The organism is Yinghuangia sp. YIM S09857 (assembly GCF_051388915.1).
Lineage (GTDB): Bacteria > Actinomycetota > Actinomycetes > Streptomycetales > Streptomycetaceae > Yinghuangia.
This window is the reverse complement of sequence record NZ_JBPKBH010000004.1, coordinates 378,019-391,468: the sequence shown is the minus strand read 5'-3', so window position 1 is coordinate 391,468 and position 13,450 is coordinate 378,019. Positions and strand designations below refer to the sequence as shown.

The 13,450-nt window shown below is 73.9% G+C and carries 14 protein-coding genes and 1 pseudogene; 9 read left to right on the top strand and 6 right to left on the bottom strand.

From position 1 onward, the window contains the following. Positions 1 to 37 precede the first annotated feature (37 nt). Positions 38 to 598 (bottom strand): G/U mismatch-specific DNA glycosylase, encoded by a 561-nt coding sequence (gene mug / locus ACRX5S_RS10645; protein ID WP_436772586.1) that lies wholly within the window; start codon positions 596 to 598, stop codon positions 38 to 40. Positions 599 to 1,022: 424 nt separating this feature from the next. Between mug and ACRX5S_RS10640 the strand changes: the two genes are divergently transcribed. Continuing rightward, a complete protein-coding gene (locus ACRX5S_RS10640) occupies positions 1,023 to 1,748 on the top strand; it encodes an SDR family oxidoreductase (RefSeq protein WP_436772585.1) in 726 nt (241 codons plus the stop codon). Between the two features lie 4 nt (positions 1,749 to 1,752). Here ACRX5S_RS10640 and ACRX5S_RS10635 read toward each other — a convergent pair whose 3' ends face one another. From ACRX5S_RS10635 to ACRX5S_RS10625, 3 genes are all read right to left on the bottom strand, one after another. Further along, positions 1,753 to 2,910, bottom strand: coding sequence for an ROK family protein (locus tag ACRX5S_RS10635; RefSeq protein WP_436772584.1), 1,158 nt, complete (start codon positions 2,908 to 2,910; stop codon positions 1,753 to 1,755). Positions 2,911 to 3,014: 104 nt separating this feature from the next. Next, positions 3,015 to 3,758 carry a GntR family transcriptional regulator gene (locus tag ACRX5S_RS10630; RefSeq protein ID WP_436772583.1) on the bottom strand — a complete coding sequence of 248 codons (744 nt, stop codon included), beginning with the start codon at positions 3,756 to 3,758 and terminating at the stop codon, positions 3,015 to 3,017. Between the two features lie 225 nt (positions 3,759 to 3,983). After that, the gene (locus tag ACRX5S_RS10625; RefSeq protein ID WP_436772582.1) at positions 3,984 to 4,577 is read right to left on the bottom strand and encodes a GNAT family N-acetyltransferase; all 594 of its coding nucleotides are present in this window, start codon (positions 4,575 to 4,577) and stop codon (positions 3,984 to 3,986) included. A gap of 145 nt (positions 4,578 to 4,722) precedes the next feature. On the opposite strand from ACRX5S_RS10625, the gene ACRX5S_RS10620 reads away from it, so the two are divergent. The 4 genes from ACRX5S_RS10620 (at position 4,723) to ACRX5S_RS10605 (ending at position 9,377) form a co-directional block, all read left to right on the top strand. Beyond that, positions 4,723 to 5,529, top strand: coding sequence for a DNA alkylation repair protein (locus ACRX5S_RS10620; protein ID WP_436772581.1), 807 nt, complete (start codon positions 4,723 to 4,725; stop codon positions 5,527 to 5,529). 272 nt (positions 5,530 to 5,801) lie between these two features. Next, positions 5,802 to 7,412 (top strand): ABC-F family ATP-binding cassette domain-containing protein, encoded by a 1,611-nt coding sequence (locus ACRX5S_RS10615; protein WP_436772580.1) that lies wholly within the window; start codon positions 5,802 to 5,804, stop codon positions 7,410 to 7,412. Between the two features lie 167 nt (positions 7,413 to 7,579). Further along, positions 7,580 to 8,584, top strand: a complete 1,005-nt coding sequence (locus tag ACRX5S_RS10610; RefSeq protein ID WP_436772579.1) for an ADP-ribosylglycohydrolase family protein — start codon at positions 7,580 to 7,582, stop codon at positions 8,582 to 8,584. Between the two features lie 151 nt (positions 8,585 to 8,735). After that, positions 8,736 to 9,377: a maleylpyruvate isomerase family mycothiol-dependent enzyme gene (locus ACRX5S_RS10605; protein ID WP_436772578.1), complete on the top strand. Its 642-nt coding sequence runs from the start codon at positions 8,736 to 8,738 to the stop codon at positions 9,375 to 9,377. 19 nt (positions 9,378 to 9,396) lie between these two features. Here the strand turns inward: ACRX5S_RS10605 and ACRX5S_RS10600 are convergent, their stop codons facing one another. Together ACRX5S_RS10600 and ACRX5S_RS10595 are read right to left on the bottom strand one after the other, a co-directional pair. After that, positions 9,397 to 9,783 (bottom strand): hypothetical protein, encoded by a 387-nt coding sequence (locus tag ACRX5S_RS10600; RefSeq protein ID WP_436772577.1) that lies wholly within the window; start codon positions 9,781 to 9,783, stop codon positions 9,397 to 9,399. Further along, positions 9,780 to 10,550, bottom strand: coding sequence for a GNAT family N-acetyltransferase (locus ACRX5S_RS10595; RefSeq protein ID WP_436772576.1), 771 nt, complete (start codon positions 10,548 to 10,550; stop codon positions 9,780 to 9,782). Before ACRX5S_RS10595 ends, ACRX5S_RS10600 begins: the two co-directional genes overlap by 4 nt. A gap of 124 nt (positions 10,551 to 10,674) precedes the next feature. Here ACRX5S_RS10595 and ACRX5S_RS10590 point away from each other — a divergent pair, with 124 nt between their 5' ends. The 4 genes and pseudogenes from ACRX5S_RS10590 to ACRX5S_RS10575 form a co-directional block, all read left to right on the top strand. Further along, positions 10,675 to 11,190, top strand: a complete 516-nt coding sequence (locus tag ACRX5S_RS10590) for a F0F1 ATP synthase subunit B family protein (RefSeq protein ID WP_436772575.1) — start codon at positions 10,675 to 10,677, stop codon at positions 11,188 to 11,190. 305 nt (positions 11,191 to 11,495) lie between these two features. Further along, positions 11,496 to 11,924, top strand: coding sequence for a MarR family winged helix-turn-helix transcriptional regulator (locus tag ACRX5S_RS10585; protein ID WP_436772756.1), 429 nt, complete (start codon positions 11,496 to 11,498; stop codon positions 11,922 to 11,924). Positions 11,925 to 11,985: 61 nt separating this feature from the next. After that, positions 11,986 to 12,444, top strand: a complete 459-nt coding sequence (locus ACRX5S_RS10580) for a PPOX class F420-dependent oxidoreductase (RefSeq protein ID WP_436772574.1) — start codon at positions 11,986 to 11,988, stop codon at positions 12,442 to 12,444. Further along, positions 12,434 to 13,450: pseudogene (locus tag ACRX5S_RS10575) on the top strand (hypothetical protein); the annotation flags it as partial. The gene ACRX5S_RS10580 and the pseudogene ACRX5S_RS10575, both read left to right, overlap by 11 nt.

Below are 13,450 nucleotides of genomic sequence, written 5' to 3'. Positions count from 1 at the left end.
GTGCCGCCGGGAGTCGGCTCGGCCTTCGGCGGTGGGCTCAGCCTTCGGCGGTCGGCTCGGCCTCGGCGCGCAGGAGGGCGAATTCTTCGGCGAGGGTCTGGGCGGTGAAGTGGGCGTTGAGGCCGCTGGGGTTGGGGAGGACCCAGACTCCGGTTTCGCCCAGGGTGAGGGGCTGGCGGCCAAGGGCGGCCTTGGGTTGTGCGAAGGCGACGCGGTAGGCGCCGATGCCCACGACGGCAAGCCAACGGGGTTGGTACGCCTCGACCTTCGCTCGCAGGAGGGTTCCGCCTTCGCGGTACTCGTCCGCGGTCAGTTCGGCCGCGCCGGCAGTGGCGCGGGCGACGACGTTGGTGATGCCGAGGCCCAGGGCGAGGAGTTCGTCCTGCTCGTCCGGCCGCAGCAGGCGAGGCGTGAAGCCGGAGAGGTGCAGCGCGGGCCAGAAGCGGTTGCCGGGGCGGGCGAAGTGATGGCCCGTCACCGCCGACATGAGCCCGGGGTTGATGCCGCAAAAGAGCACGCCGAGGTTCGGGCCGATGACGTCGGGGATGGTCCTGCCGGTTGCGGCGGTGAGTTCTTCGCGGGTGTAGCGCTTGGTCACGGGCACATTCTGCCGTGGAGCACGCGCCGGGTTCGCGGGCGGGCGTTCACGGCGGCGGGCGTGGTCCGGTCCGTCCAGTCGCACGGGCCGGACCGGCTCGGGTTTCGGGTGCGTGCGGCGGCGGGCGAGTTCGGTCCGTCCAGTGGCACGGGCCGGACCCGGCTCGGGATTCGGGTGCGTGCGGCGGCGGGCGTGGTCCGGTCCGTCCAGTCGCACGGGCCGGACCCGGCTCGGGATTCGGGTGCGTGGAAGCCGCCGCTCCCCCGCCCTTGCGCTCGCCGACCGAGGCGACGCCGCAGAGGCGACGCGCCGGGGACACTTGCTGGACGCCAGGGCCCGCCCGTTCTAGCGTCGGGCGCGGTGCCCGCCCACTCCGGCGTCGGGCTCTGTGTCCCATACCGCCGCCCACCTCGCGGGGAGAAGCATGAGCATTCCGTCCGACGGCCCCCAGTCGTCCCCTGTCACCCTCGTGACGGGCGGCACCAGCGGTATCGGGGAGGCCGCCGTGCGCGGCCTGCTGGCCGCCGGCCACCGGGTCGCGGTGACCGGCCGCAACGAGAAGAAGCTGGCCGGCGCGGTCGAGCGGTTCGACGCGGGCGACCGGGTGCTCGGCCTGCCGGGCGACGCCTCGGACTGGGACGCGGTGCGGAAGGCCGTCGAAACGACCGTGGACACGTACGGACGCCTCGACAACGCCGTGGCCAACGCGGGCTTCGCGACCAAGGGCACGGTCGAGTCGGGCGACCCGGCGGAGTGGCACGACATGGTGCTGACGAACGTCCTCGGCCCGAGCCTGCTCATCAAGGCCGCGCTGCCCGCGCTGCGGGCCACGCGGGGCCGGATCGTGCTGGTCGGCAGCGTGGCGGGCTTCAAGAACACGCCGGGCAACTTCTACTCGGCCACCAAGTGGGCGGTCACCGCTCTCGCCGAGAACACGCGCATGCTGGTCACCAAGGACGGCGTGGGCGTGACCCTCGTCGCGCCGGGGCGGGTGCTGACGCCCTTCTGGGACGGCCGCCCGGACGGCCCCAACGCGGGCCCGATGCTGACCCCGGAACAGATCGGGGACACCATCGTCTGGGCCGTGTCACAGCCGGAGGGCGTCGACGTGAACACGGTGGTGGTACGCCCCCAGGGCCAGGCGAACTGAGGCCTCAGCGGTGCGCCGCCCCGTCGTGGCCCACCGCGAACAGGCGTTCCTCGGCCCGGTCCAAGGCGACCCGCAGCGCACCCAGCGAGATACCGTCCGCGCCCAGCGCGGACAGCTCCACCCTCGGCAACCGCAAACAGAACCGGGCGAGTTCGCTGCGCAGCGGTTCGACCACGTCGTCCAGCCCGGCGGCCCAGCCGCCGACCACCACTATCTCCGGGTCCAGCGTCAACACCAGCGCCGTGATGTCGTGCACGAGCCGCTGGACGAAGCGGTCCACCGCCTCGCGCGCGACCCCGTCTCCGGTGCGCGCGAGGCGGAAGACCTCGGCGACGGCGTTCTCGTCCAGCGGCACCAGCGGCGTCCCGGTCGTCGAGAGCAGGCTCTCGGGCGGCGCCTGGCGGCCGAGCAGGTGCAGCGCGCCGATCTCCCCCGCGGCGCCTCCGAAGCCGCGGTGCACGCGCCCGTCGATCAGGGATCCGGCGCCGGGGCTGAGCCCGGCCAGCACGTAGACGACGTCGTCCGAGCCCGTCGCGACGCCTTGCCAGCGCTCGCCGATGACCGCGAGGTTGGCGTCGTTCTCGACCAGCACCGGGCAGCGCAGCGAGCGGCCGAGGCGACCGGCGAGGTCGGTCCCGGTCCACCCCGGCATCGCGGCGCTGAAGGTGACCACGCCCTTGCGGTCCACGATCCCCGGCGTGCCGACGCCCGCCGCCCACAGCCGGTCGCGGGCCACGTGGGCGCGCCGCAGCAGTTCGGCCACCGCCGTGCGCGCGCGGTCGAGGCGGTCTTCGGGGCCGAGGCCGTCCGCGGGCCGGGTGTGCCGGGCGACGACGGTGCCGGTCAGGTCGGCGAGGACGCAACGTACGTCGTGGATGCCGATGTCGAGGCCGAGGACGTAGCCGGCCTCGGCGTGGAAGCGCAGCCGTCGGGCCGGCCGGCCGCGGCGGCGTCCGGCGGCGGGTGTGTCGGGCTCGGACTCGACGACCAGTCCCTCGTGCAGGAGTCCGTCCACGACGCCTTCGACCGTGGGCCGGGACAGCCCCGTGGCGTCCATGAGTTCGGTCACGGTGAGGTGCGCGCCGCCGCGCAGCGCGCGCAGGGTCGCGGCGGAGTTGATGCGCCGCAGCAGCGAGGAATCCCCGCCGGTCAATCCCGCCACGGCGGCCGCTCCTTCCCGTTCCGCTCGATCCGCGTCGGCGGATGGTATCCGACCCGCCCGACGAGGTTCAGGGTGCTGAGCGTCACGAGGCGATCACAAGGCGGTCACGAGGCGGAGCGGGCCCCGATCGGGGCGTCCTCGCCGAAGGCCAGGCGGCAGGTGTCGGCGCGGTACGTGGCGACGGCCAGCGCCGCGGTCCGCCCGCCGGACGTGTACGCGGTGGTGACCACGAGCACGGCGGTGCCGGGCGGCCGTTCGAGCAGCCGGGCCTCCTCGGGCTCGGCGACGCCGACCTCGACCGAGCGGGTGAGCCCTTCGAGGGTGTTGTTGCGCAGGTGGCGGAGCACGAGCGCGGCGCGGCGGTTGTCGCCGAGGAGTTCGGGGACGCGCGGGACCACCGCGCGCGGCACGTACAGACACTCGATTCCCACAGGCTGGCGCATCGAGAGCTGACGGCGGCGGACACGGTGCACCATCGCACGCGGGCGGACGCCGAGTTGGGCGGCGAGGCGTCCGGGGAGGGCGGCCGTGGTGCCGTCGACGAGGTCGCGGTCGCCGGGGTCGACGCCGGGCCAGCCTTCGCCGTGCGTGCCGATGGCGATGTCGACACGCGGTCCGGCGACGACGGTCCCGGCGCCGCGGCGGCGGTGCAGGCGGCCTTCGAGCTCAAGCTGTTCGAGGGCCTGGCGCAGCGTCGCGCGGGCCACGCCGAAGCGGGCCGAGAGGTCGCGCTCGTTGGGGAGGGTCTGGCCCGCGCTGAACTCGGATTCGATCGCCTGGACCAGCACGGTGCGCAGGTGCCAGTACTTCGGCTCGGCCGCCACCTCGACGGTCGCCGTCGTCGCCATGCCGCCCCCCTGGCGGGAATTACGCTTCCCGCTTTATTAAAGGTGCTTGGACTTATCCCCGGCGACAGTACGCAGGTCCAGACCAGTGGTCAAGGATCCACCCGATCAACCGAACGGTTTGACTGACGGACCGTCACTTCTCCTCGCCGCACCCGGCCCGCCGCCGGTCCGCCGCCGCCCCGTCACCGGGCTCGCCGCCAACCCCTCACAACTCCCGTACGCCCCTCACAAATCCCGTACGAAGCACACGCGCGCCAGCCCCTCGCCGTCGTAGTCGGCCTTGGCCGCCACGCCGTCCACCTCGTGGTCGCCGTCCTCGATCCGGAACCCCATGCGTGTGTGATACGCCACGGACGCGAGGTTCGCGGGCCCCGTGATGCACCGCACACGGCTGCGCCCGGCCCCGCGGGCCAACGCGAAGAAGCGCTCGTACAGCGCCGACCCGACGCCCGCCCTCTTGTGCTCGGGCGCGACGCCGACGAAGTGGATGTACGCCTCGTCGCGGCGGTCCTGCGACAGGAAGCCGATCAGGAACGCCGCGAGCGGACCGCCCGGGTCCGCCGCGTCCTCGACCACCAGGCTCGTGCCGGTGAAGTGCTGGAGGAACAGGCGCGGCACGAGCAACCGCCGCTGCTGCGCGCCCGCGTCGCCGCCCAGGCCACCCCACCAGTGCGTCAGGCCGTACTGGACGCGGGCGAAGTCGTCCTCGACCGGGCGGCGCACGACGAGGCCGCCGCCGATCGGCTCCGATGGGTTCGCCCGCTCCGCCGAAGCTCCACGGTCCGTGTGGCCGGTCGGGTCGATGCTGCTCGCGGTCATGCCGTCTCCTCGCCTTTCAGGTGCGATCCTCGCGGTCCCGGGCGTCGGCGGTCTGACGTCCGGGTGTCCTGATCCTTACCGCTGGGAACACGCCCGACCAGCGGATATCCGCGGACGTGTCGGGTCGGTCGGGTAGGCAGGAGGCATGACGACGCCTGACAACGCAGCCCTGGCCGCGGACATCGACGCCGCCCTTGCCGCCCTCTCCGACCCCGTCCGCGCCGAGGGCGCGAAGCGGTACCTGCGCAGCGAACTCACCCACTACGGAGTCGCGGTGCCGGATGTGCGGGCCGTCGTCAGAGCCCGCCGCAAGGCCCACCCCGACCTGACGCACACCGACATCGTCGAGGTCACCCGGTCCCTGTGGGAGCCGCCCGTGCACGAATCACGACTCGCGGCGTGCCTGTGGCTGGAGGCGTACGCGGACCGCCTCGTGCTGGACGACACCGCGCTGCTCGCCGAGTTGATCGGGGATTCGGGCACCTGGGCGCTCGTGGACGTCCTGGCGGGCTCGGTGGCCGGACGCCTGCTGCTGCGCGTTCCGCGGGCGGAGGCGGCGTACCGCGCGTGGGCGGAGCAGGACGAGATGTGGCTGCGGCGCTCCGGCGTGCTGGCGTTCCTGCTCCCGCTGCGGTCGGTGCAGGCGTACCCGCGCTGGTTCCCGGTGTTCTGCGAGGTGGCCGACCCGCTGCTGACCGACACCCGGTTCTTCGTGCGCAAGGCGATCGGGTGGGTGCTGCGCGAGGCGTCCAAGCACCATCCCGACGAAGTGGTGGCGTGGGTGGCCGCGCGGCTGGACCGCATCTCGGGGCTGACGCTGCGCGAAGGACTGAAGCGCGTGCCGGAGGACCAGAAGGCGGCGGTGCTGCTGGCATACCGCGGACCGCGGGACACCCCGGCGACGGACGACGCGGCGGACGACTCGGGGAACGACGCACGGGAACCCGCGTAAAAAAAAACTCGTTGCCGGACCGACCACCCTGCCGTAACTTCTCCAGAGCCCGAGCCCCGTGCCCATCGGACTTGAAGGAGAAGGCCGTTGCTCTGTTGAGGACGGAGACCCGCACCGCACCCGACACCCCTGGTGTCGCGGTGGCGCGCGTTCTCGTCCTCGGCATGGAGCCGCCCTCCTGATCCCGGGCTCTTCCCTGCCTCTCCAGGCGATGCCGCGTGCCCGCGCGTCTCCAGACGCCTTCCTGTCCGCGAGCCCCGGAGGCATCCACCATGTCAACGTCCACCGTATCCATCGTCTGCACCGACCTCGGCTTCGCCTGGCCGGACGGCGGCACCCTCTTCGACGACTTCCAGATGGCCGTCGGCCCGGGCCGCACCGGCCTCGTCGGCCTCAACGGCGCCGGCAAGTCCACCCTGCTGCGCCTGATGGCCGGGGACCTCGCCCCCACCCGCGGCTCGGTGCGCGTCACCGGCGAACTCGGCTACCTGCCACAGAACTTGACCCTCGACACCGACGCGCGGGTAGACGCCGTCCTCGGCATCGCCGGGCAGCGGGCCGCGCTGCACGCGATCGAGGCGGGCGACGTGGACCCCGCGCACTTCACCGCGATCGGCGACGACTGGGACGTGGAGGAACGCGCCCTGGCCACGCTCGACCGCCTCGGCCTCGCGCATCTCGACCTCGACCGCCCGACCGGCCTGCTCTCCGGCGGCGAGTCGGTGATGCTGTCGCTGGCAAGCCAGTTGATGCGCGGACCCGACGTACTGCTCCTCGACGAGCCGACCAACAACCTCGACATCGTGGCGCGCGAGCGGCTGTACGACGCGGTCGAGGGCTGGCCGGGCGTCCTGGTCGTGGTCAGCCACGACCGCCACCTGCTCGATCTGGTCGACCAGGTCGCCGACCTGCGGGACGGCGAAGTGCGGTGGTTCGGCGGCACGTTCAGCTCGTACGAGAACGCCCTCGAAGTGGAGCAGGACGCCGCCGAGCGCATGCTGCGGGTGGCCGAGTCGGACGTCCGGCGGCAGAAGCGCGAACTCGCCGAGGCGCACGACAAACTCGCGCGCCGCAAGCGCTACGGCCAGAAGATGTGGGACAACAAGCGCGAGCCGAAGGTCATCATGGCCCAGCGCAAGCGCGCGGCCCAGGTGTCCGCGGGCAAGCACCGCACACTGCACGGCGACCGGCTCGCGGACGCCCGGGACCGGCGCGCCGAGGCCGAGCGCGCGGTGCGCGACGACGACGTGATCCGCGTCGACCTGCCGGAGACGGTGGTGCCGGACGACCGCCAGGTCGTCGCCCTGCCGGGCGTCGGGCTGCGGTTCGGACCGCGCGTCAAGTTCGACGTCCGCGGGTCGGAGCGCATCGCGCTGCTGGGCCGCAACGGCGCGGGCAAGACCACGCTGCTGCGGACCATCGCGGGACTGGTCGAGCCGCGCACCGGCGAGGTGCGCCGGGAGGTGCCGATGCGCTACCTGCCGCAGCGCCTCGACCTCCTGTTCGACGACCTGACGGTGGCGGAGAACGTGGGCCGGTTCGCCCCGGGCGCGACCGACAACGAGATCCGCGCACGGCTGGCGCGGTTCCTGTTCAAGGGCCGCCGCGCGGACCAGCGGGCCGACACGCTCTCGGGTGGCGAGCGCTTCCGGGCGACCCTGGCGGCGCTGCTTCTGGCCGAGCCCGCCCCGCAGTTGCTGATGCTGGACGAGCCGACGAACAACCTCGACATGGCGAGCGTACGACAGCTCACGACCGCGCTGGAGTCCTACCGCGGCGCCCTGATCGTGGCCAGCCACGACGTGCCGTTCCTGCGCGGGCTGGGCGTGACGCGGTGGCTCGACCTGAGCCCGGACGGCCTGACGGAGGTGGCCCCGCTGTAACACTCGCCCGGCGCTCCGGATCCGACCCGCACCCGCCGGGTCGGATCCGGAGCGTTTGTGTTGCCCCCCAACCTCCCGTCTGCTGTGGGCAGTTCGTCGCTGTTCCCGTACGCCGGGCGCAAAGCCCCCAACCCCGACGTGACCGATCACCGGCACAATGAGCGGCAATGACTCCTCCATCGCCCCGCCCTGAGGCGGCTGATCCCACCACGCCCACCACCGCTCCACTCCCGATCGCCGCCGAGCCGCGGCTTCGCGCTCTCGACTCGCTCCGCGGCCTGGCCGTCGGCGACGCGCTCGGCGCCCAGCACTTCGTCCCCGCCAACCTGCCGCGGCTGCGCCGCCGCCAACTGCCGGACGCGCCCTGGCCGTGGACCGACGACACCGAAATGGCCTGCGCGGTGTACGCGGAACTCGCCGCGCACGGCCGCGTCGACCAGGACCGCCTGGCCGCCTCGTTCGCCCGGCACCACGACTTCGACCGCGGCTACGGGCCCACCGTGAACCGCATGCTGCGCCTGGTCCGGGCCGGCGGTTCGTGGCGCGAGCTGGCCGCGGAACCGTTCGACGGGACGGGGTCGTGGGGCAACGGCGCGGCGATGCGCGTGGCCCCGCTGGGCGCGTGGTTCGCGGACGACCCGGAGCGGGCGGTGTACGAGGCGGCCCGCTCCGCGGAAGTGACACACCGTCACCCCGAGGGTGTCGCCGGGGCCGTCGCGGTCGCCGTCGCCACCGCGCTGGCCTGCGACCCCGATGCGCACCTGCCACCCGACGCATTCGTGGCGGCGGTCGCCGGAGCGACGCCGCCCGGTCTGGTGCGCACCCGCCTCGGCGCGGCACAGCGCCTCATCGACCGCGAGGACCCGGCCCAGGTCGGCAGGACGCTGGGCAACGGGCGGCGGGTCAGCGCCCCGGACACCGTGCCGTTCACGATCTGGGTGGCCGCCCGGTACCGCGACGACTTCGAGGCGGCCTTCTGGGCCACCGCGGCCGCGGGCGGTGACGTGGACACGACCTGCGCAATCGTCGGCGGCATCACCGGCGCACGCATCGGCAAGGCGGGGTTGCCTCCGGGCTGGTGGGACCACGTCGAGGCCCTGCCGGCCTGGGCGTTCGGCGGCCGGAAGGAATCCGGCGGGCGAGGCGACGCGGTCACCCGGGCAACCTCATAGTCGCGCCCTCGCGGACCGGCCGTCGCTGGACGGCCCCCGGCCGCACCCGCGCGACCGGTCACCGGTCGCCGCCCTGGCAGCCACCGCCCGCCCCCCCGCGACCGCGCGACCGGCCGTGGACCGGGCCGCCCCACAGGGGCAGGATGTGCCCATGACCAGGGACTCCCGGCTTCCGGGCCGACTGCTGCTCGCCGAACGCGACGCTCTGCTGCCCATCCTCCGGGCGGCGGAGCCGTCCGCGTTCACCCTCCCCACGGTGCTGCCGGGATGGTGTGTGCGGGACGTGTTGGCGCACTGCGCGGCGGCGCTGACCATGGCCGCGACCGACACGCTGCACGACTTCGGCGACGACGCCAACGCCGCGGACATCGCCGCGCGGGCCGATCTGCCGATCTCCGACGTGCTCGACGAACTCGAAGCGGGCTACGAGAGCGCGGCCGAGGCGATCGTGGCGCGCGGCGGCGCGTGGGACGCGCTGGCGCTCGGCGAGTGGGTGCACGGCGGGGACGTGCGCGAGGCGTTCGGGATCGGGGACGCGTACGCGAGCGCGGGGATCGACGAAGCGCTCACCCTGCTGTGCGAGCGCATGGCGCAGCCGTCCCGCGCCGTGCCGCCCACGGACGTGCGCCTGCCCGACCGCGCGTTCCGCCTCGGCGCGCCCGAGGCCGAGGCCGCCGCGACGCTGGACACCGACGCGGGGACGCTCATGCGCATGATCGCGGGCCGCGCTCCCGATCCGGGGCGGTACACCCTCAAGGGCGCGGCCCCGGAGGCGTACGTCACCTTCCACTGACCGCGCGTCGCCCCGCCCGCTACCGTCCGGTGCGCAACAGCCAGCGCCAGCGCGGCAGTTCGAGGACGACAGCGACCGCGACCAACCCGCACACCGCCACGGCCGCCCAGCGCGGCCACGCGGCCCACGCTCCCGCCACCGCCGCGCCGAACTGCACCAGCATGATCACGATGGTCACCACGCCCGGGACCGCGACGACGACCTGGTTCTTGTCGCCCGGCGTCGAGAAGACCGTCGGGAGCAGGATCAGCAGCACCACGGCGGCGAGCGCGAGGACCCACGACACGGCGGCCAGCGCCCACGGCGCCGCGACCCACGCGATGATCTCGGTGGCGAAGCGGAAGACCGACGAGAGACGGTCGTCGGGCCGTCCGGCAGCCGTCCCCGGCTCCGTCGGGCTCGTCACGGGGTCTCCGGGACCAGCAGCGTCATCGTGCTCTCGGTGTGCGTGAACCCGACCTTCTCGTACGTCGCCCGCGCCGGGTTGCCCTCGGTCACCGTGAGCCCCACGGTCGGCACGCCGTCCGCCGCGGCGCGGGCCAGGGTCGCGCGCAGGGCGGTCGCGCCCAGACCCGCGTAGGCCGGGTCCGGGTCGCGGAACACCTCGGTGATCCACGGGCCGAGCAGCGGCGGATCACCGGGGCGGTCGTTGACCAGGCACACGGCGACCGGGCGGGAGCCGTCCTGGAGCACGCAACTGGCGGGCATCAGCGCGCCGATGAGCGAGCCGTCGTACAGCGTCGCGAGTTGCTCCCGTGCGGAGTCGAAGGTCTCGCCGCGCGGGTTGTCCGGGTGTCCGGGCGGGTAGGCGGCGATCCACGTTGCGGTCAGGTCGGCGGGCTCGCGGTCGACGGCCGGGGCGAGGGTGACGCCCGCCGGGAGAGCGGGCCGGGCCCATGACGGGTCCGGCGGGCGGGCCGCCAGGTCCCAGGTGTAGCAGTGCGCGTGGCGCTTCGACACCGCCCCGGCCGCGGCCAGCGCGCGGCCCTCGCGTTCCTGCGCGCACACCGCCCAGCCGGGCAGCGCGCACAGGACCGCGGCCGCCACGTCCGCAGGCGGTACGCCGGGACCCGGCAGCAGGTCGTCGGCGAGGCGGTGGCCGCGCCAGGTGCCCGTCACGAAGCGGGCGACCTCGCGGCCGTCGTCGTCGCGGAGCGTGCGTCGTTCGTCCATCGGCACATTGTGCGTGGTCAGGTGCCACGGGCGGGAGCCGATTCACGCGGCGCCGCCACGTCGGTGCACGGTGTGACGGGTGCCACGTGAACGGCTTCACAAGCCCGCCGATAGAGTGTCCCCCATGGGACCTCTGACGCCTGATGGCGCCGAACTCGTAGTCGCCGTCATATGCTTCGCGCTTGTTTTCCTTATTGTCGGGAAAGTCCTGATTCCCCGGATCACGCGCACCCTTGACGAACGCCACGAAAAGCTCGAAGGCGGCTTCGACCGCGCCGAAGGCCTCCAGGAGGAGGTCGCCGAGCTGGCCCGGCAGATCGGACAGGAGAACGCGGAAGGGCGCCGCGAGGCCGCCCGGGTGCGCCAGGAACTGATCGAGGAGGGCGCCGAGTCCATCGCGGAGTCGCGCGCCGAGGGTCAGCGCGTCCGCGACGAGCTTGTGGTCTCCGGCCACAACGCCATCGCCGAGGAGCGCGCGCTGGCCGAGGCCGCCCTGCACGCGGAACTCGGCATGATCGCCACCGAGCTGGCCGGCAAGATCGTCGGTGAGCCGCTGGGGGACTTCGTCGCCTCGGGTGACACGGTCGAACGCTTCCTCGCCGAGACCGAGAACCGCAAGGCCGCGAACTCCGCCTCCTGAACGACAGCCAGACCGCAAGCCGCAAGACCGCATCACCACCGGACAACAGCGGCACCGCAAGCCCCCGCGGCACCGCAGAACGACACACCGCAACACCCCAGCGGCATCGCAAGCCCCCGCGGCACCGCAAGACCCCCGCGGCATCGCAAGACCCCGCCTCCCCGTCGGCTCCTCTACCATCGACAATGCGGTTGTCCGCACGGACACCGCGACGGTCGACGACACGAGGAGCCGGCGAGGTGGCGACGGGACCGAACGGCACCCCGGGCGATCCCCCCGGCTTCGAACTCCCCCTCCGCCTGTTCATGGCGTTCCGCACCATCATCGACGAGGTGCACGAGGAGCTGGCCCGGCACGGGCACCCCGACGCCCGCCCGATGCACGGCTTCGTCTTCCAGGCCATCGGCCCGCACGGCACCACCGCCGCGGAGCTGGGCCGCACCCTCGGGGTCAGCAAGCAGGCCGCCGGCAAGACGATCGCCAACCTCGAAGAGCTCGGGTACGTCTCCATCGGCCAGGACCCGCACGACGCGCGCCGCAAGCTGGTCCGCCTCACCCACCGCGGCTACGACCTCCTCGCCCTCTCCGCCCGCGAGTTCGACAAGGCCCGCGCCCGCCGCGCCACCGCCCTCGGCCCCGAGCGCCTGCGCGCGCTGGACGAGGACCTGCGCCGCATCACTCCGGACGACTTCTTCCGCCTCGATTTCCCCGGCTGGTTCGGCTCCGCCTCCTGACCGGCGAGCGCGCGGCGCGTCCACTTGACTTGAAGCGCACTTCAACTACCAGGCTGGGCGCATGACTTCCTCAACGCCCTTCACCGACGCCGAGATCGCCTACCTCCTGTCCCAGCGCCTCGGGCGGCTCGCCACGGTGGACGCCGACGGCTTCCCGCAGAACAACCCCGTCGCCTACAAGGTCGACAACATCCGCGGCACCATCGACATCGCCGGGTACAACATGGGCGCCAGCCGCAAGTTCCGGAACGTCGAGGGCAATCCCGGCGTGGCGCTGGTGGTCGACGACATCGCGTCCCTCGACCCGTGGACGGTACGCGGCATCGAGATCCGCGGCACCGCCGAGGCCCTGCGCGGCGTGGCGAGCAGGCTGCCGGGCACCAGCCCGGAGGTCATCCGCATCCACCCGCGCCGCATCATCGCCTGGGGCATCGTCCCCGGCGACGGGTCGGGCATGCGCGGCCGCGACGTCGGCGCCGCCCGTACGCCCGATGGCGGATCATGGGGTGATGCCCCGTAAGCCGGATTCCGACCAGCGCCGCGCGCCGTCCCCGGAGCCGCCCGCCCCGCCGCCCTCGGCGCCGACGGCACCCGGCGCCGATCCCGGCCCGCCGACGCTGTCCCACGTGCTCGCCGTCGTCGGCGGCGACGTGCTGGAACTGGTGCACGCTCCACACGGCACCGGTGTGCCGGTGCGCGGCGTGGCGCTGTACGACGCTGGTGAGGCCGTCTGGGACACGGGGACCGGCGGGGCCGCGGCCCCCGCGGGCGGCTCCCCCGCGCCACGAACCTCCCGGGGCGACGAGTCCGCCGGACGGCACACCGGCGACGGACTCCTCCTGCTCGCGGTCGGCGTCGACGTCGCATCGGCGGCCGCACCGGACGTGCTGCTGGCCGCCGACCGCGCCGGAGCCGCCGCCGTCGTGATGCGGCGCGGCGCGCTGCCCGCCGGTGCCGCGCTGTCCGCCACCGCACGCCGGGTGGACACCGCGCTGCTCGCCCGCGGGCCGGGCACGGACTGGACCGAGCTGCTGGCGCTCCTGCGCGCGGGCGTGTCGTACGCCGACCAGGTCGGCCGCGACGGAGGCGACGCCGACCCCGCCGACGGCCCGGACCTGCGACGGGGCCTGGACCAGGTGCGGCTGGGCGACCTGTCCGCGCTGGCCAACGTGCTCGCCGACCTGGTCGGCGGGGCCATCACCATCGAGGACACGCGCTCGCGGGTGCTTGCCTACTCGCGCACCGACGACGCCGCCGATCCGCTGCGCCGGCTCACGATCCTCGGCCAGCGGGTGCCGGAGTGGCGGGTGGCCCAGTTGCGCGAGAGCGGGTTCCTGCGCGAGCTGTGGACCTCGTACGACGTGGTGCACCTCCCCGCAGACGGGGACTTCGCCGAGCGCCTGGCCGTCGCCGTCCGGGTGGGCGACGAGGTCCTCGGCTCGCTGTGGGCCGCGGCGTCCGGCGGCGGTAGTTTGGCGGACGGCTCCCGGGCCGCGCTGCGGGCCGCCGCCCGGGCGGCGGTGCCG